This window comes from Streptomyces sp. SudanB25_2051 (assembly GCF_964272635.1).
In the GTDB taxonomy this organism is placed as follows: domain Bacteria; phylum Actinomycetota; class Actinomycetes; order Streptomycetales; family Streptomycetaceae; genus Streptomyces.
The window spans coordinates 2,721,435-2,743,381 of sequence record NZ_OZ186787.1; the positions used below are offsets into that span (position 1 = coordinate 2,721,435).

Annotated in this window: 17 protein-coding genes, 2 tRNA genes and 1 pseudogene; 12 read left to right on the forward strand and 8 right to left on the reverse strand. The window is 73.1% G+C overall.

Translation table 11 applies throughout. The features are described from left to right. The first annotated feature begins 37 nt into the window (after nt 1-37). Nucleotides 38-574 (forward strand): MarR family winged helix-turn-helix transcriptional regulator, encoded by a 537-nt coding sequence (locus tag ACSUPT_RS12005; protein WP_351964402.1) that lies wholly within the window; start codon nt 38-40, stop codon nt 572-574. 293 nt (nt 575-867) lie between these two features. Here ACSUPT_RS12005 and ACSUPT_RS12010 read toward each other — a convergent pair whose 3' ends face one another. Together ACSUPT_RS12010 and ACSUPT_RS12015 are read right to left on the reverse strand one after the other, a co-directional pair. Further along, nucleotides 868-2,403 (reverse strand): MFS transporter, encoded by a 1,536-nt coding sequence (locus ACSUPT_RS12010; protein WP_365726503.1) that lies wholly within the window; start codon nt 2,401-2,403, stop codon nt 868-870. 193 nt (nt 2,404-2,596) lie between these two features. Continuing rightward, entirely contained in the window at nt 2,597-3,211 is a 615-nt protein-coding gene (locus ACSUPT_RS12015) for a TetR/AcrR family transcriptional regulator (RefSeq protein ID WP_351964570.1), read from the reverse strand. A gap of 409 nt (nt 3,212-3,620) precedes the next feature. Between ACSUPT_RS12015 and ACSUPT_RS12020 the strand changes: the two genes are divergently transcribed. Continuing rightward, nucleotides 3,621-4,931: a M6 family metalloprotease domain-containing protein gene (locus tag ACSUPT_RS12020; RefSeq protein WP_365726505.1), complete on the forward strand. Its 1,311-nt coding sequence runs from the start codon at nt 3,621-3,623 to the stop codon at nt 4,929-4,931. Between the two features lie 56 nt (nt 4,932-4,987). Here the strand turns inward: ACSUPT_RS12020 and ACSUPT_RS12025 are convergent, their stop codons facing one another. Beyond that, the gene (locus tag ACSUPT_RS12025) at nt 4,988-6,643 is read right to left on the reverse strand and encodes a class I adenylate-forming enzyme family protein (protein ID WP_436944237.1); all 1,656 of its coding nucleotides are present in this window, start codon (nt 6,641-6,643) and stop codon (nt 4,988-4,990) included. A gap of 397 nt (nt 6,644-7,040) precedes the next feature. On the opposite strand from ACSUPT_RS12025, the gene ACSUPT_RS12030 reads away from it, so the two are divergent. Beyond that, a complete protein-coding gene (locus ACSUPT_RS12030) occupies nt 7,041-7,211 on the forward strand; it encodes a hypothetical protein (protein WP_351964406.1) in 171 nt (56 codons plus the stop codon). Nucleotides 7,212-7,417: 206 nt separating this feature from the next. After that, nucleotides 7,418-7,493, forward strand: a tRNA-Arg gene (locus tag ACSUPT_RS12035). 68 nt (nt 7,494-7,561) lie between these two features. Here the strand turns inward: ACSUPT_RS12035 and ACSUPT_RS12040 are convergent. Then, nucleotides 7,562-8,234, reverse strand: a pseudogene (locus tag ACSUPT_RS12040) (tyrosine-type recombinase/integrase); the annotation flags it as partial. Between the two features lie 111 nt (nt 8,235-8,345). After that, the gene (locus tag ACSUPT_RS12045; RefSeq protein WP_436944238.1) at nt 8,346-8,630 is read right to left on the reverse strand and encodes a hypothetical protein; all 285 of its coding nucleotides are present in this window, start codon (nt 8,628-8,630) and stop codon (nt 8,346-8,348) included. 408 nt (nt 8,631-9,038) lie between these two features. On the opposite strand from ACSUPT_RS12045, the gene ACSUPT_RS12050 reads away from it, so the two are divergent. Both ACSUPT_RS12050 and ACSUPT_RS12055 read left to right on the forward strand, forming a co-directional pair. Further along, nucleotides 9,039-9,653: a hypothetical protein gene (locus ACSUPT_RS12050; protein ID WP_436944239.1), complete on the forward strand. Its 615-nt coding sequence runs from the start codon at nt 9,039-9,041 to the stop codon at nt 9,651-9,653. 60 nt (nt 9,654-9,713) lie between these two features. Beyond that, a tRNA-Ser gene (locus tag ACSUPT_RS12055) sits at nt 9,714-9,831 on the forward strand. 285 nt (nt 9,832-10,116) lie between these two features. Here the strand turns inward: ACSUPT_RS12055 and ACSUPT_RS12060 are convergent. After that, a complete protein-coding gene (locus ACSUPT_RS12060; RefSeq protein WP_436944240.1) occupies nt 10,117-11,883 on the reverse strand; it encodes an MFS transporter in 1,767 nt (588 codons plus the stop codon). 87 nt (nt 11,884-11,970) lie between these two features. Further along, entirely contained in the window at nt 11,971-14,451 is a 2,481-nt protein-coding gene (locus ACSUPT_RS12065) for a serine hydrolase (RefSeq protein WP_436944241.1), read from the reverse strand. Between the two features lie 290 nt (nt 14,452-14,741). On the opposite strand from ACSUPT_RS12065, the gene ACSUPT_RS12070 reads away from it, so the two are divergent. The 3 genes from ACSUPT_RS12070 to ACSUPT_RS12080 all read left to right on the forward strand — a co-directional run bounded on the left by ACSUPT_RS12070 (nt 14,742) and on the right by ACSUPT_RS12080 (nt 17,323). Continuing rightward, on the forward strand, nt 14,742-15,482 hold the full coding sequence (locus tag ACSUPT_RS12070; RefSeq protein ID WP_351964425.1) for a GOLPH3/VPS74 family protein: 741 nt from the start codon (nt 14,742-14,744) through the stop codon (nt 15,480-15,482). 552 nt (nt 15,483-16,034) lie between these two features. Next, complete coding sequence (locus ACSUPT_RS12075) at nt 16,035-16,928, forward strand: helix-turn-helix domain-containing protein (protein WP_351964426.1); 894 nt, start codon at nt 16,035-16,037, stop codon at nt 16,926-16,928. A gap of 194 nt (nt 16,929-17,122) precedes the next feature. Next, entirely contained in the window at nt 17,123-17,323 is a 201-nt protein-coding gene (locus ACSUPT_RS12080; protein WP_351964427.1) for a DUF397 domain-containing protein, read from the forward strand. 245 nt (nt 17,324-17,568) lie between these two features. On the opposite strand, the gene ACSUPT_RS12085 is transcribed toward ACSUPT_RS12080, so the two are convergent. Further along, nucleotides 17,569-18,690: an ADP-ribosylglycohydrolase family protein gene (locus tag ACSUPT_RS12085; RefSeq protein ID WP_436944242.1), complete on the reverse strand. Its 1,122-nt coding sequence runs from the start codon at nt 18,688-18,690 to the stop codon at nt 17,569-17,571. A 207-nt stretch (nt 18,691-18,897) separates the two neighbouring features. On the opposite strand from ACSUPT_RS12085, the gene ACSUPT_RS12090 reads away from it, so the two are divergent. From ACSUPT_RS12090 to ACSUPT_RS12100, 3 genes are read left to right on the forward strand one after another with little or no spacing between them, the layout of a single operon-like run. Next, nucleotides 18,898-19,980 (forward strand): ABC transporter substrate-binding protein, encoded by a 1,083-nt coding sequence (locus ACSUPT_RS12090; protein ID WP_436944243.1) that lies wholly within the window; start codon nt 18,898-18,900, stop codon nt 19,978-19,980. Continuing rightward, nucleotides 19,981-21,087, forward strand: coding sequence for a FecCD family ABC transporter permease (locus ACSUPT_RS12095; RefSeq protein ID WP_436944244.1), 1,107 nt, complete (start codon nt 19,981-19,983; stop codon nt 21,085-21,087). Further along, nucleotides 21,084-21,881 (forward strand): ABC transporter ATP-binding protein, encoded by a 798-nt coding sequence (locus ACSUPT_RS12100; RefSeq protein WP_436944245.1) that lies wholly within the window; start codon nt 21,084-21,086, stop codon nt 21,879-21,881. Before ACSUPT_RS12095 ends, ACSUPT_RS12100 begins: the two co-directional genes overlap by 4 nt. Nucleotides 21,882-21,947: the final 66 nt, after the last annotated feature.

Below are 21,947 nucleotides of genomic sequence, written 5' to 3' on the forward strand. Positions count from 1 at the left end.
AGTTAGTTGAAGATTCAAGAAGAAGTAGAGTGGATGCATGAACACCGCATCCATCGACGGCGATGGCGCACCGGGATCGGGCCCCGCGCCCGAGCCGCGCTGGCTCACCGACCGCGAGCAGCGCGTCTGGCGGTCGTACGTCCACGCCACCATGCTCCTGGAGGACCACCTCGACCGGCAGCTCCAGCGCGACGCGGGGATGCCGCACATCTACTACGGACTGCTCGTCCAGCTCTCCCAGGCGCCCCGCCGCCGGATGCGGATGACGGAACTGGCGAAGGGCGCGAAGATCACCCGCTCCCGGCTCTCGCACGCCATCGCGCGCCTGGAGAAGAACGGCTGGGTGCGCCGCGAGGACTGCCCCTCCGACAAGCGGGGCCAGAACGCCTATCTGACGGACGAGGGCTTCGAGGTGCTCCGCCGCAGCGCGCCGGGCCACGTCGAGGCCGTGCGGCAGGCCATGTTCGACCGGCTCACGGCCGAGCAGGTCGACCAGCTCGGCGAGATCATGCGCGTGGTCGCCGACGCGCTGGAGCCCTCGGACCCGAACGCCGACCTGCCCTGGCTCCGCTGAGGCGCGGAACCAGGGCAGGAGTGGCGACCCACGAAGGCAGCTGCCCCGAAGGCCGCTGCCCCGGTGACCGCTGACCCGAAGGCAGCTGCCCCGGTGACCGCTGCCTCGAAGGCCGCTGATCCGATGACCGCTGACCCGATGGCGGCGGCCCGGCGTAGCCGCTCGCGCCGGCCTCAGCCGGGCGGTCCGGCCGCGTAGACCGACGCGCGTCCGGTACGGATGCCAGCCGGGCCCGTCTCAGGGGCCGGCCGGCACCCGTGCCGGACGCGTCGGACCGCGTGTGGCGGTGCGGCTCAGTGCGCCAGGACGGGCACCTTGACCTCGTCGCCCGGCGTGCCGTCCTCGGCGGCACCACGCGGCGCGGCCTTCGGGCGGCCGGTGTTGACGAGCGCCACCGCGATCGAGGCGGCGACGGCGAGGATGCCGACCGCCCACCAGATGGCCGATGTGTAGCCCTCCACCATGGCCTGCAGCTGCACCAGCCGCAGCGCCTCGGGGGTGGCCGCCGACGCGGCGTGCGAGGTGATGTACGCGGTCGTCGCGGAGGCGGCGATCGTGTTCAGCAGGGCCGTGCCGACGGCGCCGCCGACCTGCTGCGAAGTGTTCACCATCGCGGAGGCCACTCCCGAGTCACGCGCCTGCACGCCGTGCGTCGCCAGGGACATCGCCGGCATGAAGGCCGTGCCCATGCCCAGGCCGAGCAGCAGCTCCGCGGGCAGGATCAGACCGGCGTACGAGGAGTCGATCTCCAGCCGGGTCAGCAGCAGCATGCCGACGGCGGCGGTCAGGAAGCCGGGACCCATCAGCAGGCGCGGCGGGACGCGGGTCATCAGCCGCGCGCCGATCTGCGTGGAACCGGTGATCATGCCGATGACCATGGGCAGGAACGCGAAGCCCGTCTTCAGCGGCGAGAAGCCCTTCACCACCTGCAGGTAGTAGGTGAGGAAGAGGAACAGGCCGAACATGGCGATGACCGCCAGGCCGAGCGAGAGGTACACGCCCGCGCGGTTGCGGTCGGCCAGGACGCGCAGCGGCAGCAGCGGGTGCCGCACGACCCGCTCGACGGCGACGAACGAGCCCAGCAGCAGCGCGGAGGCGGCGAACACGCCGAGCGTCCACTCGTCGGTCCAGCCGCTCGTCTCCGCGCGCGTGAAGCCGTACACGAGGGCGACCAGGCCCAGCGTGGAGAGGATGACGCCGGGGACGTCCAGCGGCGAGCGGTTGCGGCTGCCGGCGGGCTCCCGGATCACGAAGTACGCGCCCGCGGCGGCGACCACGGCGAAGGGGACGTTGACGTAGAAGGTCCAGCGCCAGTCCAGGTACTCGGTGAGGAAGCCGCCCAGGATCAGGCCGACCGCGCCGCCACCGCCGGCGATGGCGCCGTAGATGCCGAACGCCTTCGCCCGCTCGCGGCCCTCGGTGAACATCACGGCGAGCAGCGACAGCGCGGCGGGCGCGAGGAGCGCGCCGAAGACGCCCTGCAGGGCGCGGGAGCCGAGCAGCATCGCCTCGCCGGTCGCCGCTCCGCCCAGGACGGATGCGGCGGCGAAGCCGAGCAGGCCGACGACGAACGTCCGCTTGCGGCCCCACAGGTCGGCTATCCGGCCGCCGAACAGCAGCAGTCCGCCGAAGGCGAGGGCGTACGCGGTGATGACCCACTGGCGGTTGGCGTCGGATATGCCCAGGTCCTGCTGGGCGGAGGGCAGTGCGATGTTCACGATGGTCGCGTCGAGCACCACCATCAGCTGCGCGAGCGCGATGAAGACGAGAGCTCTCCAGCGACGCGGATCGGGCAGCGCCGCGGCCGCCGTTTCGGGGGTTTGGGACATGGGTGTGGCCACCTAATGGGTCGTGAGGGACGTGCGTGTGCGTGGGGAAGGCGCGAGGAAACAGGGAGGAGGAGGGCGGGGCAGGGGCAGGGCGGGGCGCTCGGGTGTCCGAGCGCCGCGCGTCGGGCGACGGCCGGCCCGCCCCGTCATGGAGCGGCGTCAGAGGCGCCGGGTGGTGCCGGTCAGGGGCGGCTCACTGCCGGGCGGCCTCCAGGGGTGCGGGGTGCCGAAGACCCTCCAGGGTCGCGGGGGTCCCGGGCAGCTCCGACCGGGCAGGGGCCTCCAGGCCGTCGAGCAGCAGCTGGAGATGGCGGTGGACGAACTGGTCGTTGGCGGGACAGGCGGTGCCCGGCAGGGGCCGGGTCAGCTGGGACAGCGCGACCAGCAGATCGGCCACGGCGACGTCGGGACGCATCCGCCCCGCCGACTGGGCCCGGTCGAACAGCGACCGCACGGCGTTCTCCAGCCGCTCGCGCGCGGCGGCGACACAGGGCTCGTCGGGGTGGAACACGCCGGCCAGGATGGGGCAGAGGGCGCCTATCCGCTCGTCGGCCGCCTCGTGGGTGAAGCGCCGCACCGCGGCGAACGGGTCCCGCTCCTCCTCGGCGGCGCGCTCGGCGCTGTCGGCCACGCGGCCCATCACGAAGACCACGACCTCGTGGACGAGGGTCGTACGGTCCGGGAAGTGCCGGTACACGGTGGCGTTGCCGACACCGGCGCGGCGGGCGATCTCGTCCAGCGGGACGTCCGCGCCGGACTCGACGAGCATCTCGCGCGCGGCGGCGACGATCCGCTCCCGGTTGCGCAGGGCGTCCGCGCGGGGCCGGCCCGTCCGGCGGGCACCGGAACCGCATGCGGCGGAGACCGCGCATGCGCCGGAGACCGGGTGCGTCCGCGAGACGGCGCGGGCGGCGGACGCATCGGTGTCACGGAAGTCCGCGGACGCGCCCGGGACGGCAGCGCGCGCCGCCGGAACGGCGCCCTCCGCGGGGGTGGTCTTGGCGGTCACAGCGGGACTCCTCGTTCGTACCGAATGCTGAAGGGAAGCCGTCCACATCCGGGGAGACGCTCCCCGTTTCGTGACGACACTCCTCCAAACGGGGAACCCCTCCCCGCTTGTTCCCGATCGAATGTGACCTGCGTCACTGCACGTCCGGTGTCCCACGATCGGGCCACCCGGCGAGCGCCCCCGCACCGGCCGGAACAGGCTGTTTGCCATGCAGCAGCCGACCAGCCGACGACGGCGAATACGCAGGACGGCCGCGATCGGAACCGTCACGGCGCTGGCCGTGGCCGCGCTCGCCACGGCGAGCGCCACACTGCAGGGCCCCGTCCCCTCGACGGCGGGCCCGGCGGCATCCGACCCGGCCGCACGGGCGCTCGCCGAGTCGGCGGACTCGGGGAGCTTGGCCGCCTGCCGCATACGGCCGGAGGAGGGCGTGCAGATGTCCGAGGGCATCCCCACCCCGCCCGGCTACGCCCGCTCCACCGGCGTGGTCCGCGCCCTCAACCTGATGATCGACTTCCCGGACGCCGAGGGCGAGGGCCCCGCGATGCGCCGGTTCGCGGAGTTCTTCCCGCAGACCGCCGACTGGTTCCGCGTCAGCTCGTACGGGCGGCTGCGCTACATCCCCTACGCGCCCGTATCCGACTGGCTGCGGATGCCCCAGCCGTTCCCCGCCTACGGCATCGACCGCGGCGCGCCCTACGAACCGGGCTACCGCAAGCTGGTCGAACACATCGTGGAGGCCGCCGACGAGCGCGTCGACTTCAGCGCGTACGACCTGGTCAACGTACTGGTCACACCGAACGCGGGTCCCTCGGCGCTGGACACGGTCCTGTCCGTCACGTTCTCCGGCAACGGCGAGGCGCCCAGCGCGGACGGCGTGACGCTGTCCAACACCTCGTTCGTGTACAGCCGCCAGGACGACGGCTCGGGCTCGTTCCACGAGACCGGCTACCGGGTGCTGCCGCACGAGAACGGCCATGTCTTCGGCCTGCCCGACCTGTACACCGCCGAGGGCGGAGCCGCCGTCGGCCACTGGGACATCATGTCCGAGGACTGGGGTGCCAACAACGACCTGCTGGGCTGGCACAAGTGGAAGCTCGGCTGGCTCGACGCCGACCAGGTCCGCTGCGCCTCGAAACGCGGCACCCGCGAGTACACGCTGACGCCGCTCGCCCGGCCGGGGCGCGGCGTGAAGCTGGCGGTCGTACCACTGGGCGAGCTGGCCGGCTACGCGATGGAGGTCCGCACCCGCGAGGGCAACGACGAGGCGGTGTGCGATCCGGGCGTGCTGATCTACCAGGTGCGGGCGGACGTGGACACGGGCCAGGGCCCGGTGACCGTCGAGGACGGCGACCGCGACAGCGGCGGCTGCACCCGCCGCCCCAATGTGCACGCCGAGCTGTCGGACGCGCCGTACGGCCCTGGAGAAACGTTTCACGACGGGGCGGCCGGGGTCAGCGTCACGGTCCTGTCCCGCGAGCGGAACGGGGCCTACCGGGTGCGGGTGACACGCGGCTGAGGTGCGTACCGGCCAGGCGCTCGGTCCAGGCGGCCTCCGCCCGGCCGCCGCGGCGATCAGGCCTGCCGGCCGCCGCTCCCCGCCACGCGCGCGTAGACCCGCCGCAACTCGTCCTTCAGCACCTTCCCGCCCGCGTTGCGCGGCAGCGGCTCGTCCCGTACGACGATGTGCGCGGGCACCTTGTACGCGGCGAGCCCCCGCGCCGCGTGCGCCCGCAGCTCGTCGGCCGAGGCCGCGCCCGGCCCGCCGCGGAGCCGTACGACCGCCGCGACCTCCTCCCCCAGTACGGGGTGGGGGACGCCCAGCACGGCGGCCTCGGCGACGGCGGGATGCCCGTACAGGGCCGCTTCGACCTCCACGCAGTACACGTTCTCGCCGCCCCGGATGACGACGTCCTTGAGCCGGTCCACGACGCTCACCCGCCCGTCCTCGCGCACCACGGCCAGGTCGCCGGTCCGGAACCAGCCGTCCGCCGTGAACGCCGCCGCCGTCGCCTCCGGGTCGCGCCAGTAACCGCGCACGAGGCTCTGGCCGCGCAGCAGCAGCTCGCCGGTCTCGCCGTCGGGCAGCGGCCGCCCGTCGGGCCCGGCGACCCGCGTCTCGGTGACCGGTGTGGGGCGGCCCACGCTGTCGGGCCTGCGGCGGTACGCCTCGCCGTAGTGCGCGAGGACGCCGCCGCAGGTCTCGGTGAGCCCGTAGCCGTTGCGCGGCTCGATCCGGTCGCCGTACGCCTCCGTGAGCCGGCGCACCAGCGCGGGCGGTGCGGGGGCGCCGCCGGTGTTCAGGTTGGTGAGGGTGGCCAGCCGCCGCCCGCCGGCCGCGTCGAGGAGCTGCAGGGCGGTGGTCGGGACGCCCGCGTAGTGGGTGACGCGCTGCAGGTCGATGAGGTCGAGGGCCTTCGCCGCGTCCCACTTGCGCATCAGCACGAGCGTGCCGCCGGCGGCCATGACGGCGTACACGGAGGTGAAGGCGGCGGCGTGGAAGAACGGGAACGTCGTCAGCGAGACCGGCGGCCGTCCCGTACCCGGCACGGCACCCCGCTCCAGCGCGGCCGCCGCGGCCTGGTAGCGCGGATTGATCGCGGCGGCGACCTGCGCGCGATGGGTGGCGACGGCGCCCTTGGGCCGGCCGGTGGTGCCGGAGGTGTACAGGATCGTCGCGTCGTCGTCGGGCCGTACGTCCACGGCGGGCGGCGCGGCGTCACCGCTCGCCGTGGCGCGGAAGTCGAGGCAGGGCACGCCGTTGCGCGCCGCCCAGCCGCCCAGCAGCGCGGCCCGCTCGTCGTCCACGAACAGCACGCCCGGCGCGCAGTCGTCCAGGGCGTACGCGCACTCGTCGGCCGTCCACCAGGCGTTCAGCGGCACGGCGACCAGCCCGGCGAGCTGCGCCGCCCAGAAGGCCACCTGCCACTCGGGATGGTTCCGCCCCGCGATGACGGCCCGGTCGCCGGGACGCAGCCCGTACTCGTCGGCCAGGCGCCGCGCGAGCCCGCAGGCGGCCGCGAGGAACCGCCGGTAGGTGTACGCCACGCCGTCCTCACCGACGAGGAACGGCGCGTCGCCGTACGCCCAGGTCGCCTCCACGAACTCGCGCAGCGTCCGAGGGCCGGAGGCGTACTCCAGCCGCCCGTCGTCCCCCCGCACCACAGCGAACGGCGCACCGGGCGCGGTCAGCAGGCCCTCGACCCGCGACGAACTCTCGACGTACGACACGCGGGGACGGTACCGGACCCGACGGGGACAGGGGGCTGGGAGGGGTGGAGGCGCTGGGGGCGAGGGCGGATACGGGACGGGGAGGCGGGGCTGGGCGAGGGGCAGGGGCAGGGCGGGGGGGGCGGGGGCAGGGGCAGGGGCAGGGCGGGGGCGCAGGCGCAGGGCGGAGGCGCAGGCGCAGAGGCAGGGGCAGGTCGAGGATCAGGGTCAGGCAACGGCATCCGGGCACGGGATCAAGGCGCGGTGATCCGAGGCGCCCTGGCTTCGAGGCGCCCTGGCTTCGAGGCGCCCGTGATTCGAGGCGCCCGGCGTCGACGTGCCGGGAGCCGAGGCGCCGCGGACGGCGGAGCGGGCAGCGCGTGCGTCAATGTCGCGTCAAGGGCGGGAGGGACCGCGTATGGAGCCCGTCAAAGGCTGCGGCGGGGCGGCGGCGAGCGGCTTTCCTCGTAGAGTCCGGTTTCCCGCCCAACCTCTGGGAGCAGCGATGGCCGACGTGGCCTTCGTCGTCGCCGCACTGGCGGTCTTCGCCCTGGTGGCGGCCATCACCCGCGCGGTGACCCGCCTCTGACCCGGCCCACCGAAGCCCCTCCCCCGGACACGGCCGAACGCCCACACCGCTGGACCGCACCCGCGCACGCAATGGGGGCCATAGGCACACCCCGGCAATCCCCATCCGCTACGCTGTCACCGGTCAGTCGGCCGTCTGGCGCAACCTCGGGCCCCAGGTCCCGCCCCGCCGCCGGACAGCCCCTGACCCGGGCGTCCACACGCCTCGCCTCCGTAGCTCAGGGGATAGAGCACCGCTCTCCTAAAGCGGGTGTCGCAGGTTCGAATCCTGCCGGGGGCACCAGCACAAAGGCCCCGGACCGATCATGGTCCGGGGCCTTTGACATCCACTTCCGACATCAACGGCGTCGGTCACTGACGACCGGGACGACGCTTCCTGAGCAGCCGGTCCATATGGCTCATGGCCTCCCGCTGCGTGTCCTGCACGACGTGCGTGTACACGTCCATGGTGATGCTGATCTGGGAGTGGCCCAGAATCCTCATCACGACGCGGGGCGCGACCCCGGCCGCCGTGAGGAGCGTCGCCGTGCCGTGCCGGGCGTCGTGCAGCCGGATCACGCGAAGGCCGGCGGATTCGGCGACGCGGGTGAAGGAGCGGTAGACGTCCCTCGGCTCGACCGGACGGCCGGTACGGGTGGTGAAGACGTGACCCGACTCCTGCCAGGACTCCCCGCCTTCGCCCGAGCCGCCGCCTGCCGCATCCGGTGCCAGCGCAACGGCGCGATGCAGAGAGCGGGCAGCGGGACGGCGCGCGGCGACGGCTCTTGGGGGCGTCGTCGTACAGCACGCCCCGGCGCCGCTGCGGCTGCTTCCGGACGTAGAGGACACGCCCGTCGAGGTCGAGGTCCGACCAACGAAGGCCGGCGATCTCGCCCCGGTGCAAGCCCATGGCGATGGTGAGCACGAAGGCCGCGTACAGCGGGTCCTGGCGCGAAGCGGCCAGTAAGTCGAGCGTCTCGTCCAGGCTCCAGGGCCTCAACTCACGGTTGTCGGTGCGCGGAGGCTCCACGAGCTTGGCGACGTTGAGCCTGTTCCGTCCTTCAGGAAGACCCTGCTGTGATGCATGCCTCGTCGGCGTGTCGCCTCACGGAGCAGTGCTGCGACTCCTGCACCGGGTCCCTCGGCTCTGTCGACCTTAGGTGATCAATTTGCCACGCGGCTTCCCGCGGTCAAGCAACAAGACGTGCACGACAGTCGTGATCATGAAAGCCCAAACAGCTACTGCGAACCATCCGTTCACGTCAGGTTGCACGACGGCGAAGCCGAAAACCGTCGCGCTCAAGGCGGTGTAGAGCGCCGTGATCGGCCACCTCAGAACGCCTCGATACGAGGCGATGATGAAGGGAACGCAGGCGAAGACCGACACGCTGACCAGCGGCAGGATGGCCCAGGCGTATCGGTGCCACGGTCGGTTGAACATCCGTGGAGTTGCTGTCGGCCCGAGGTACGGGCTCAGGTCCTCTTGTGGTGCCACCATGAGGTCTAGCTTGGCTGCTGCTGCAGCATTTGGTCAGGAGTTAGCAAGTATTGATGCAGCGTTTCGAATTCGTCCTATCTCACGGGTTCCGCACGACTGCGCACCAGAAGCACACCAGATGGAGGGGCTAGCAGCGGTCAGCAGGGGTGCTGCCCGGGCGGTAGGCATGACAGGGTAAACGGCTATCCTGCCTGGTCAGAGCGATGTCGCGATGCAGAGAGCCCGTGATGCCCAAGCTGAGAGCATGGGCTCGACTCCACCCCTTGCGGCCACCCAACCAACGCTCGGCAAGGTCTGTCGACAGTTGATGTACAGGAACCCACGCTGCGCCGACCTGGCAGACTGCGATGCATGAAGCGGTCTGCTCATCTGCCTTTGACTCCGCGCACCATGTCCCCGCTGCTCGGCGACGAGTTAATCGTCGGCGTCCCGGACGCGACCGTGGTCGACTTCTGGCGGTTCGCCATGCCGGACCTCCGTGTGAACAACACACGCGGACTGTTCGCGGAGTTTCTGGTCCACCAGGCGGTCGGCTCCCACAAGCCTCGTGTGGAATGGGCAAGCCACGATGTCGAGACCGACGACGGACTGCGCATCGAAGTCAAGGCCGGCGCATACCTGCAAGCCTGGGATCAACGAGCACCGTCCCCGCTCCGCTTCAGTGGGCTCCGCGCTCGCACATGGTCACCAGGCAGTGGTTACTCAGAGGCGAAGTCGTACAACGCGGACGTCTACGTTTTCGCCGTCCAGACTGCCCGTGAACACGCTTACTACAACCCGCTCGACACGACCCAGTGGGAGTTCTACGTACTCCCCCACCAAGTTGTCGCCGCCCTGGACACGGACAGCGCCAGCCTTGGCACGGTTCGCGCGGCGGCGGGCCCGCCAGTGCCCTTTGCTGCCCTCGGTGACTGCATCCGGTCGGCCGATCCCCGCCACGGCACGACCGGCACGACCACCGGCTGACGAGCGAAGCCTGTGCCACAACCGTGCCAGATGCAGCGGTCAGCTGCGGTCAACACCGGTGCCCCGTGGTCGAGTAGCCGCTTACCTCCGCAGCCAGCGAAGCCGCAGGTCAGGCACGAGGTCACCCAGCCTCTCGTCTGAAGCGGGTGTCGCAGGTTCGAATCCTGCCGGGGCACCAGGTCAAGGGCCGCATCTGAACGTTCAGGTGCGGCCCTTGACGTGTGCGGTCGGCATCAGCGGCGGCGGTCCGGGACGGGCGGGCCGCCTCTTGAACAGGCCGTCCAGGTGACTGATCGCCTCGCGCTGCGTGTCCTGGACGATGTGCGTCTCTACATCCGTGGTGCTGCTGAGCCGGGCTGTACCCGGGGATGTTCCTCACGGCGCGGCGGCCACCCCACCGCGGTAAGGAGCGCTGCGGGGCGAGCGTCGTGGAGGCGGGCCGCCCGACGGCGGCGTGCCGGGGTCATGGGCGCGGGTGGGCGCAGGGGGTGCCTCGGGGGAAGGGGGTGTAGGGGGAGGCCAGGTGGTAGGTGCCGGGGGTGGGGGCGTGGAGTTCGGTCCATTCGTCGCCGTCCGCCGTGCGGGCCGCCTTGCGGAGGCACGGGGCGTTGGTGGACGTGCCCTCCTGGGGCGGGCGCAGGCGGTCGCCGTGCTGGTCCACGAGGGACAGCCACGGGGAATGGGGGACTTTGACGAGGACTGTGCCCGGTTTGTCCACGCGCAGGGTGATCCGGTCGGGGGCGGCGCGTTCCACGGTCGCGGCCGGGCCGGCCAGGGGTTTCGCGTCGCGGACGGCGAAGAGTCGCCAGTGGGTGTCGGACCAGACGGGTTCCAGGTACGGGAGGCCGGCCTCGATCAGGGCGGTTTCCTCGCGGGCGCCCGTGTCGGGGGTGCCGGTCGGCAGGACGACGTACTGGACGGCCCAGCGGTCCAGCCAGGAGCGGTAGTTCGCGGCGTTCAGGGAGCCGTCGTAGAAGAGCGGGTTGCGTTCCAGGTCGGCCTGGCGGTTCCAGCCGCGGGCCAGGGAGACGTACGGGGCGAGGGCGCTCGCCTCGCGGTGGCTGCGCGCCGGTACGACCTCCACACGGGCCCGTCCGGCGGCGCCGCGCCGCTCCAGTTCGGCGAGGAGCGGCCGTGCGGAGTCGGCGGCCCACGAGGGGTGCGGGGTCGTCAGCCGTACGTCGTCCACGCTCTTGAAGCCCACCCATCCGTGGAAGACGACCAGCGCGGCCAGCAGCCCGTACCGCGCCCGCCGTGAGCCCGCGTACGGCAGGGCCGCGAGCAGCACCACGCCGGCGTACAGCATCGGCAGCCGCGTCACGTTCGAGCCGACCTGGGAGTCCACCAGCCATGTCAGTACCGCGCCGGCCGCGTACACGGCGGCCGCGGCCCGTACCGTCCGCCACGATCGAGGGGAGGCCAGCAGGCACAGCACACCGAACAGCAGGGGCAGGAGGACCGTCCCGAGGGCGTTCGGCTGCGTACCGGAGAACGGGAACAGCAGAGCCGACGCGGCGACCACCAGCGCCGGGGGCACGCCCAGGGCGTACGCCGCCGCCCGCCGCCCCCGCAGGAACAACGCCGCCGCGACCACCCCCAGGAACAGTCCCGCGACCGGGCTCGCCGCCGTCGCCGTACCCGCCGACAGCGCCGCCGACGCGCCCCGCACCAGCCGCCCCGCCCGGACCTCGCGCGGCCACGGCCACGGGCCGCAGAAGACGACCGCGACCGCGGCCAGCGCGAACATCAGGCCGAGGCCGAACGTGACCCGCCCCGACACGGCGTTGCAGATCAGGCCGAACACGGCGGCCAGCGAGCAGGCCAAGGGGTTGCGGACCGCCCGCGTCCGCACCAGCAGCAGCGCGGTCAGCGCGGCGGACACCGTGCCGGCGACCATCATCGTCGTGCGCACGCCCAGCAGGGCCATGACGTACGGGGAGAGGACGCTGTACGACATCGTGTGCATCCCGCCGTACCAGGCGAGGTTGTACGCCGAACCGGGGTGCCGTGCCGCGAAGTCCGCCCACGCGTCCTGCGCCGCCAGGTCGCCACCGCTGTTCGCCACGAACAGGAACCACGCGATGTGCAGCAGGGCGGCGAGCCCCGTGGCCAGGGCGATGACCCCGAGGGGACGGGTGGGGGTGGAGGGGGCGGCGGGGGCTGGGCGGCCCGCCGGGACGGGGGCGGGGGTGGGGCTGGCCGGGGTGTGGTGGGGTGGTGTGCTGGTCACTGGGCGGCCCCCTGTCCGGTACGCGCGAGGGCGCCCCGGTGTCCGGGACGCCCTGGCGCCGTGTGGTGTCGTACTCGGGCGTGTGCCTCAGCCGAGGCGCGTCAGCTTCGCGCCGAAGCCGGGCTCCTCCAGCTGGTGCTGGACCGCGACCGGCACGCTGACCCGGCCCTCGCCGGTGCCGACCGCCAGTTCGCCGACGACCGTGCCCGCGGGGGCCGTGCGCGGCAGGCCGCCCTTGCCGTCCTTGCCCGGGTCGAGCGTCAGCTCGACGTTCAGCCCGGCCCAGCCGACCGGCTTCAGGTCCTCGGTGGCGACGACCGGGGTGCGGCCGCCGAGGCCGTCGTCCACGTACCCGACGACGTCGCCCTTCTTCACCGCGACCGCGGAGACCACACCGTCCTGCGCGGCCTTGATGAGGCCGTAGCTGTACGTCTCGACGGCCAGCTTGGTCTTCTCGGAGAGCGTCGTACCGGACTTGACGTTCATGACGACGCCGATGACGCGGCGGACCTCGCCGTCGACCACGGTGTTGGCGGACCACAGGAGGTTGCCGCCGGCCGGGGTGGAGGTGCCGGTCTTGATTCCGGAGACGCCGTCCTTGAGGAGGATGGTGTTGCCGTTCTCGAGTCGGCGGCCGATCTGGGGGAGTTCGACGTTCGGCATGTCGACGATCTCGCGGAACGCGTCGAACTTCATCGCCGCCTTCGCCAGCTTCAGCTGGTCCTTCGGCGTGGAGACGGTGCCCTTGTCGAAGCCGCTGGCGTCCGTGTACGTCGTGTCGGTCATGCCGAGGTCCTTGGCGGCGGCGTTCATCTTCTTGATGAACGCCTCCTCCGAGCCCGCGTCCCAACGCGCCAGGAAGTGCGCGACGTTGTTCGCCGAGCGGACCATCAGCAGCTGGAGCAGCTCGCCCTGCGTGTACTGCTGGCCCTCCTTGACCGGGGCGGTGGACCAGTCCGGGTTGCTCGCCTGGTCCTCCGTCTTCTGGTCGATGGTCAGCTTCTCGCCCGCGTCCTTGTCCTTGATCGGGTGGTCGCGGAGTATCACGTACGCGGTCATCGCCTTGGCGACGCTCGCGGTCGGCGCGGGCTGCTGCGGGCCGTACGTGCCGATCACGCCGACGCCCTCGACCTCGACGGCGCCCTGGCCCTCGGTGGGCCACGGCATCTTCAGCTCACCGCCCTCGAAGGTGTACGTCGGTTCGGCGGACAGCGTCAGCGCCGGGTCGGGCAGCGGGCGGAGCAACTGCACGGTCGCAAAGATGATCAGGAGCAGGACCACCAGCGGGGTCCAGATCTTGACCCGGCGGACCAGGGTGCGCAGCGGGGTCTCCGGCGGCGGAGGGGTGTTCGTCAGCTCCGCCAGCATGTCCAGCGGCGGGCGCGGCGGCAGGGGCTGCTGCTTGGTCCGCTCGGCCTCGGTGAGGGACGGCGGGGCGACGGCCGCGGTGGTCTCCGCGTCCCCGGCCGGCGCGGTACCCACGCCTGTGCCCGCCCCCGTGGACGAGCGCGTGCCCGTGGCCGTGCCCGCGGTGGCCGTCGCCGCCTTGCCGGTGGCCTGGGCAGGCGCGGACGCGGGACGGGAGTCGGTGGCGGTGCCGGACCCGGCGCCCTTGCGGGGCTCGGGGGTGGCTGCCGTGGCGGGGGCCGCGTTCGCCGTGGCCGCCCCGGTGGAACCCGCGGGCGCGCCGGTGCCGGGCGCGTCCGAGCGGAGCGGTACGAACCTGCCCGGGCGCTCGCCGTCGCGGTCCGCGCCCGCCGCCCACTTCGGCGCCGGCTTGGCCTCGGACGGCTTGCCGTCGGCGGGCTTGGCCCCGGTCGGCTGGGCCTCGGACGGCTTGGCCCCGGTCGGCTCGCCGTCGGCGGGCTTGGGGGCCGCGGCGTCCACGGGCAGCTTGAGCGCGGTGGTGGGCTGGTCGACGGCGGGGGCGGCGTCGGTCCGCTTCCCGAACGCCTTGAACACGGCGGTCGGCTGGTCCACGGGCCGCGACAGCCCGGACCCCGCGTCGGGGTCGGCGTCGGCGGTCGTTGCGGGGGCGCCGTCCGCCTTCGGCTTCGGCTCGGGAGTCGATCCAGCCTGCGGCTTCTCGGGCTCGGGCTCCGGCTCGCCGGACGAGACGGTGGGGGCGGAGGAGGGCGAGGGGGCCTTGGGCTCGTTCGGGGCCTCGGCAGCCCCGTCGGCGGCGTCCGAGGCGTCCCCGGCCACCGCGCCAGCCTCGTCGGCGTCCTCGTCAGCCTCGACGGCGCGCGCCTCCTTTGGCTTCGCGTCCGTCTCCGGCTTCGCGTCCGTCTTCCGCTTCGCGTCCGTCTCGGCGCGCGCGGCGTCGGCGTCGTCACCCTCGGGCGAGGCGTCCGTTTCGTCCCCTTCGGAGCGCGCCGCTCCGGTCGCCGGGGCCGTCTTGTCCGACTTCTTCGACTGGTCCGAGTCGTCCTGTTCGTCCCGCTTCTTCGCCGGTCCGGTCGTCACGACCTCCTGGCGCTGGGCGACGAGCGACGGCTTCGCCGGCTCCGGCTCCGCCGTGTCCGTGGGAGGCTTCGGTGCCTTGAAGACCGCAGTCGGCTGGTCCACCCCAGCCGGCGCCGCGTCGCCGAAGGCGGCGAGCCGCGGATCTCGGCCGCCCGCAGCCGTCTCCCCCGGAGACCTACGCTGCTCCGACTTGTCGGGGGACTCGCCCGCCACCGTGCCTCCTCAACCAACGCGTTGTCCGAACCATGTACCAGTGTCCCTGTGTGAGCCCTTGGCCCGGGTGCAAGACGAGAACGACATACCTACCGGTTCCCGTACGAAGCGCCCAGGCGCTCTCGACAGATGAATGTGAGAGGGGTCACCCTGTCATTCATCCACGCGGGGAGGCATGGATGGGCAGGAGCCGCAGAACACTTCCGGAGGAGCTTCTGCTGCTCGCTCTGGACCCGGCCACGGGTACCACAGCGCAGCCGCAGTCGCTCGACCTCGGCCTCGCCGGAGCACAGCTAGTGGAGCTGGCTCTGGCAGGGCGGATAGCCCCTGACGGGGATCGTATCGCCGTGGTGATGCCACGGCCGACAGGAGATCCGACGCTGGACTCCGCACTGGAACTGCTGCGCAGGCGCGGCAGCCCGGTACGGGCCGTCCACTGGATAGGCGGGCCCCGGCTGGGGCTGCGTCAGACGTACCTCTCGCATCTGGAGCGATGCGGCATGGTCCATGCCGTCGAGAGCCAGATGTGCGGGGTACTGCCGACCACCCGCTACCAGGCGACGGACACGGCCATCAGCCGGGAGATCAGGGCCCGGCTGGACAGCGCGATCCGCACCGGTGTGCCGCCGGACCCGCGGACCGCCGCACTGGCCGCGCTCGCGCACGCGGTGGGTCTCGGCAAGCACCTGTACCCCGGGAACGAGGGGCGCTCCTCGCGCTCCCGGCTCCGGGATCTGATCCGGCACGACCCCATGGGCGGCCTCGTGGCGCACGCCGTGATGGACGTCCAGAACGGTGTGGGCGCGCAGCCCCGCCGTACCGCCGCACCGGGAGGCGCCGGCCGCCAGGCCGCCGCGGTCCCGCTGCGCACCCCCTCGCGGCCCGGGCCCGGCTCCATGGCCCGCGCAGCCGCCCGCTGAGCGACCACGCGGCACGCCGCACCGCGCACACCCGCACGGCGCGTCACCACACGACGCGTCGCCGCACCGCGCGGCAGCGCACACGCGAGAGCGCCCGGCACGCACCACCCACAGCACCTCACGCACGGCCCCGGCACCACGCGCACCGGCACCACGCGCACCAGCTCCACGCGCACGGGTACGCCGTGCACCGGCACCACGCGCACGAAGCACACCAGCACCACGCACCACCACGTGCGCCAGCACCACGCACCACCACGTGCGCCACGCACACCAGCACCACGCGCACCACGCACCACCGCGCGCCCGCCCGGCCCCCACGCGGCCGGGCGGGTGGCGCACCGGGCGCGCGGGGCGGCCGGCCCGGCCGTCCCGCGCGTCGGCGTTCCCGGGAAGCATTGAACGGCGTCCGGCCCCGGCCCGACCGTTCCGTACCCGTTCCCTCACCCGTGTGGCAATTCTCCAGCGCGGCACGCCCTTTGGTGGCAGTCTGCTGAACATCAGATACGCAGAGCAACGCCAGCAGGCCAGGCAGCCGGAGGTGCAGTTCCCGTGGCGTCCAATGTCAACCCCACCGTCAGGCGACGCAGACTGGGCATGGAGCTCCGCCGGCTGCGCGAACAGAAGGGCATGACCGCGGAGGAGGTGGCGGAGCGCCTGCTGGTCTCGCAGTCGAAGATCAGCCGCCTGGAGAACGGCCGCCGTTCCATCAGCCAGCGCGACGTCCGCGACCTGTGCGGGGTGTACGAGGTGGCCGACCAGCGGGTCGTCGAGTCGCTGATGCAGATGGCCAAGGACTCGCGCCAGCAGGGCTGGTGGCACGCCTTCGGCGACATCCCGTACAGCGTCTACATCGGTCTGGAGACGGACGCCGCCTCGCTGCGCGTGTACGAGCCGCAGATCGTGCCCGGACTGCTCCAGACCAGGCAGTACGCCGAGGCCGTCATCACCGGCGCGCTCCCCGAGGTGTCCGCGGCGGAGATCGAGAAGCGGGTCAACGTCCGCACGCGCCGCCAGGACCGCATCCACGACGCCGAGAAGCCGCTGCGGCTCTGGGCCGTGATCGACGAAGGGGCGCTGCGCCGGGTCGTCGGCAGCCGTGAGCTGATGGCGGCCCAGCTGGAGGCGCTGATCGAGCAGTCGCATCTGCCGCACGTCACGGTGCAGGTGCTGCCGTTCGAGATGGGCGCCCACCCGGGGATCAGCGGGCACTACGCGATCCTGGAGTTCCCCGACGCGGCGGACTCGTCGGTCGTCTACATCGAGGGCGTCACCAGCGACCTGTACCTGGAGAAGCCGAACGACGTGCAGCGGTACACGGTGATGTACGAGCATCTGCGCGCCCAGGCGCTGGGGGTGGAGCAGAGCCGGCAGTTCATCGCGCGGATCGCCAAGGACCACGCGGAGAGCGAGCCGCCCTCCTTGCCGGGGTTCGGCCGGATCTGACCGATACGCCATCGGGGAGGCCCGCACGGTACACCGGGGCCGGAGGCGAGCGGAAGGCCATGCCGCCAGAAGCCATTCGGACGAGTGAACGGCCATGCGGGGCGCATAGGTTGGGCCGGTAGCGTCGATCACGCCAGCCTGACGGGTTGGCGTGATCGCCAACCAGCATCACCAGCCAGAACCGGAGCTACATCATGGCCATTATTCAGGGCGCCACGGACACCTGGACGAAGTCCTCGTACTCGGGCGGGAACGGCGCCTGTGTCGAGGTCAAGTCCCCCGTCGTCGCGTCGATCGCGGTCCGCGACTCCAAGGTACCGGCGGGCCCGTCCATCACCTTCGTGCCGGGCGCGTGGAATGCTTTCGTCCGCGAGGTGGGCGCCGGCTCCCTCTGAGCCCCGCCCCCGCGTTTCCCGCACCACGCGTGAGCCCTCTCGACTGGTCCGCCGTCCCGGCCGAGGGGGCTCCTCCCTGTTCCTTTTCCGGCCCTTTCCCTGCGGGCCCGTCGACATACCCGCGAGTACCCGGCAGGGTGGCCCATGAGCGAGCCTCGGGTCCCGCCTCCCCGCTCACGGACCCCCGGCCCGCCCGCCGCGGCACCGCACGCCCTTCCGCGCCCGCCCGCCGGGTTCCGTACCGTTCATCCTCGCGGGTAGCGGGCGAGCCAGCCCGGCGCCGCCGTCGCGGGGCCGTGCAGCGCCGGGCCCTGCGTCATCTCCAGCGCGAAGTCGTCGGCCAGCTCCAGCAGCGTGCCCCGGCCCTCCAGTTCGGCCAGCCACGCCGGAGGCAGGGCGGTCTCCCCGTGCAGCGCGCCGAGCAGCGCCCCGGTGAGCGCGCCCGTGACCTCCGACGGCCCGTCGTGGTTCACCGCGAGCCGCAGCCCGTGCCGTACGTCCTCGCCGACCAGCGCGCAGTACACGGCGATGGCCAGGGCGTCCTCCGCCGACTCCCCGTCCGTGTCGCCCAGCGACGCGATGCGGTCCGGCGACGGCGCGCCCTCCCGTACGGCGGCCGCGGCGCGTTCCAGGGCGGCCGTGACGGGCTCGTGGCCGGGCCGCGAGGCGAGCTGGGCCGCCGCGGCCCGTACCGCCGACTCGATGTCCTGGCCGCGCGCCACCGCGTGCACCACCACCGCGTACGCCCCCGCCGCCAGGTACGCGACGGGGTGGCCGTGCGTCTGCGTGGCGCACTCCACGGCGAGCTGGCACACCAGGTGCGGCTCCCAGCCGACCAGCAGCCCGAACGGCGCGGACCGCACCAGCGCGCCGGCGTCCCGTACGGCCGGGTTCTTCGGCTCGGCGGGGGTGCCCAGCACCTCGTCGGCCAGGCCCGTCAGGCAGGCGCGGGCCGGGTCGCGGCGGGTGTACAGCCACTCCTGGGCGGCCAGCCAGCCGTTGTCCTTGCGCCGCTCGTCGGGGCCCCAGTCCCGCTGGGTGGCCGCCCAGCGCAGATACGCCCGGTGCAGATCGGTCGGCGGGTGCCAGGCGCCGGTGTCGCGGCGCACCTGGGCGCGGATCAGCCCGTCCACGGTGAACATGGCGAGCTGGGTGGCGTAGGTGACGGCCCCGCGCCGGCCGTGGGCGGGGGCCAGGTCGGTGAGCCCGTCGGCGCCGTGCGTCTCGCGGATCGCCTCGACGGGCAGGCGGGCCACGCCGGCCCCCAGGGCGTCGCCGATGGCCCCGCCGAGGAGGCAGCCGCGTACGCGGGCGCGGTAGTCCTGCTGTTCGGCCCGGCCCCAGACGGCTGCCGCTGTGGTACTCACCGTAAGGCCCCTCCCCCACGACGTGGCTCCGGCGCAGCACTGTAATCGAACGGCCCCCCGCCGCAGGGGCCTTGCGGGGACGGTTTCCTCTTCCGGGCGAACCGTCCGGGAACTCGGGGGGAAGCCGCGCCGACTACTTGTCCGGGGTCGTTCTTCGGCTCCCGGGCCGCTCGCGGCGGTCCGGAACGGCAGGAAGGGTCAGCAGTGGTGAGGCAACCTCGCGTGTGGTGCGGTGTCGTGGCGGTGCTGGCGGCCGCCGCCGTCGGCTGCGGAGCGGGCGGTGCCGACTCCGCCTGGTCCTCCAAGGCGCCCCAGGGGGGTGCGGGCGGCGCCGGTTTCCCCGTGGAGGTGACGGACTGCGAGGGCGGCCGTACGACGGTCACGGCGCCGCCCCGCGCGATCGTCACCAGCAACGCCTCCGCCCTGGAGCTGCTGCTGCGGCTCGGCGCGGGTGACAAGGTCGTCGGCACCGGCTTCCCGCCCGGCAAGGGCACCCTCCCCGGGGAGCTGGGCGAGCGGGCGCTGAAGGTCCCCGTGCTGAGCAAGACGGTCATCCCCAAGGAGAAGCTCCTCGGGTCGGGCGCCGATCTGTACATCGACACGTTCGCGTCCGCGAACCGGGGCGGGCACGGCATGGGCGACAAGCCGACCCCCGAGGAGTTCGAGGCGGCGGGCATCACCCACATGTATCTGAAGTCCACCGCCTGCTCGGGCACGGCGAAGAAGCCGCTGACCGACCTCACCGCCGTGGCGGACGACATCCGGACGCTCGGCGCCGTCACGGGTACGGGCGACAAGGCGGCGGAACTCGTCACCGGGATGAACCGGAAGACCGACGCCGTCCGGAAGGCCGTCGGCACGACGCCGGAGAAGGAGCGGCCCACGTACTTCCTCTTCGACTACGACGCCGGCACCAAGCAGCCCATCGCGGTCTGCAACCGGCAGATCGCCCACGCGGTGATCACCCTGGCCGGCGCGCGGAACGTCTTCGCCGACTGCGACGACACCTTCCGGCAGGTCGGCTGGGAGGACGTGGTCGCCGCCGACCCGGACTGGATCCAGCTCGCCGTGCGGGACCGCGGTGACGCCGCCGCGACGGAGAAGGCGTTCGACGAGGCCCGCGCCTGGCTGGAGGGCAACGCGGCGACGCGCGGCCTCAAGGCCGTCAAGGAGGGCCGGTTCCTGCGGATCGGCTCCGAGGCGACGACGATCGCCGGGGTGCGCAACGCCGACACCGTCGAGAAGATCGCCGCGGCGCTGTACCCGAGCAAGGTGAAGGCCGGGCGCTAGATGCCGATAGCGGAAGCCGAGAAGCAGACCACCCCCGCCCGCACGGGCCCGGACCACTCGCCTGGCAGGGCGCCCGGGGTCAGGCACGTGCGGGCCGGGGTCCTCTCCGCCGTCCTGGGCGCGGCGCTGCTCGCCGCACTCACCTTCGCCGTGGCGTGGGGGTCGACGGACGTGGCTCCGCGCGAGGTGTGGACGGTGGTGCTGCGGCGGCTGTCCGGCGAGCCGCCGCGGCCCGGCACGTCGGACCTGATCGTGTGGCAGCTGCGGGTCCCGCGGGCGCTGCTGGCCGCCGTCGTCGGGGCGGGGCTCGGCCTCGTCGGTACGGCGGTGCAGGCGCTCGTACGCAACCCGCTGGCCGATCCGTATCTGCTCGGCATCTCCTCCGGGGCGTCGCTCGGCGCGGTCGGCGCGCTGGTGCTGGGCCTCGGGGCGGGCGGGGCGCTGGGGCTCGACACGTCGGGCGCGGCGTTCGCCGGGGCGCTGGCGACGTTCGCGCTGGTGTGGCTGATCGCCCGGCGCGGCGGAGGGTTCTCGCCGCTGCGGCTGGTGCTGGCCGGTGTGGGCATCGGGCAGTTCCTGACCGGGTTCACCAGCTATCTGGTGCTCCAGGCCGGGGACGAGCAGCAGACGCAGGGCGTGCTGTTCTGGCTGATGGGCAGCCTGGGCGGGGCCAGTTGGGAGTCGCTCGCCGTGCCGGCGGTGGCGGTGCCGGTGACGCTGCTGCTGCTGATGGCGCGGGCCAGGCCGCTGAACACGATGATGATGGGCGACGAGACCGCGGCGGGGCTCGGGGTGAGCCCGGCGCGGCTGCGGCGGGAGCTGTTCGTCGTGACGAGCGTGCTGACCGGGGTGCTGGTCGCCGTGTCCGGGGCGATCGCGTTCGTCGGGCTGATGGTGCCGCACGCGTGCCGGATGCTCGTCGGCGCGGACCACCGGAGGCTGCTGCCCGTGTCGGCGCTGTTCGGCGCGGTGCTGCTGGTCGTGGTGGACCTCGTGTGCCGTACGGCGCTGGACTCGCAGGAGCTGCCCGTCGGGGTGGTCACCTCGCTGATCGGGGCGCCCGCGCTGCTGTACCTGCTGGACCGGCGGCTCGGGAGGAACGCGTGAACATCGCCGTCGAGGGGCTGAGCGTCGCGTACGCGGGCCGGACCGTGGTGTCCGGGGTCCACCTGATCGCGGCCGCCGGGGAGATCGCGGGGCTCGTCGGGCCGAACGGCAGCGGCAAGTCGAGCGTGCTGCGCACCGTGTACCGGCATCTGCGGCCGGCGGCCGGGCGGGTCCTGGTCGACGGGCGGGACGTGTGGGACCTGACGCCCGCGCAGGCGGCACGGCAGGTGGCGGCGCTGCCGCAGGAGCGCACCAGCGACTTCGAGCTGACGGTCGGCGACATCGTCATGATGGGCCGCACGCCATACAAGGGGCCGTTCTCCGGTGAGGACGCCACCGACCGGGCGGTGGTGGCTGGGGCGCTGGAGCGGGTCGGGATGGGCGACGCGCGGAACCGGCCGTTCTCGGCGCTGTCGGGGGGTGAGCGGCAGCGGGTGCTGCTGGCGCGGGCGCTGGCGCAGGACCCCGAGGTGCTGGTGCTGGACGAGCCGACCAACCACCTGGACGTGCTGCACCAGGTCGAACTGCTGGCGCTGCTGCGGGAGCAGCGGCGGACGACGCTGGTGTCGCTGCACGATCTGAACGCGGCGGCGTCCGTGTGCGACCGGCTGCACGTGCTGCACCGGGGGCGGGTGGTGGCGTCGGGGACGCCGCGGGATGTGCTGACGCCGGAGTTGCTGGCGGAGGTGTTCGGGGTGCGGGCGGCGGTGCTGGAGCACCCCTTGACGGGTGACCCCCTGATCGCCTTCGACCACCATGCCCCGTCCCCCCTGACCAGGGCGGCGACCCCATGAGCCCGCTCAGCCCGGCGGGCACAGCCCCATGCGGGACCGTGCCGCCCTGCGGGCCGCGCGCGCATC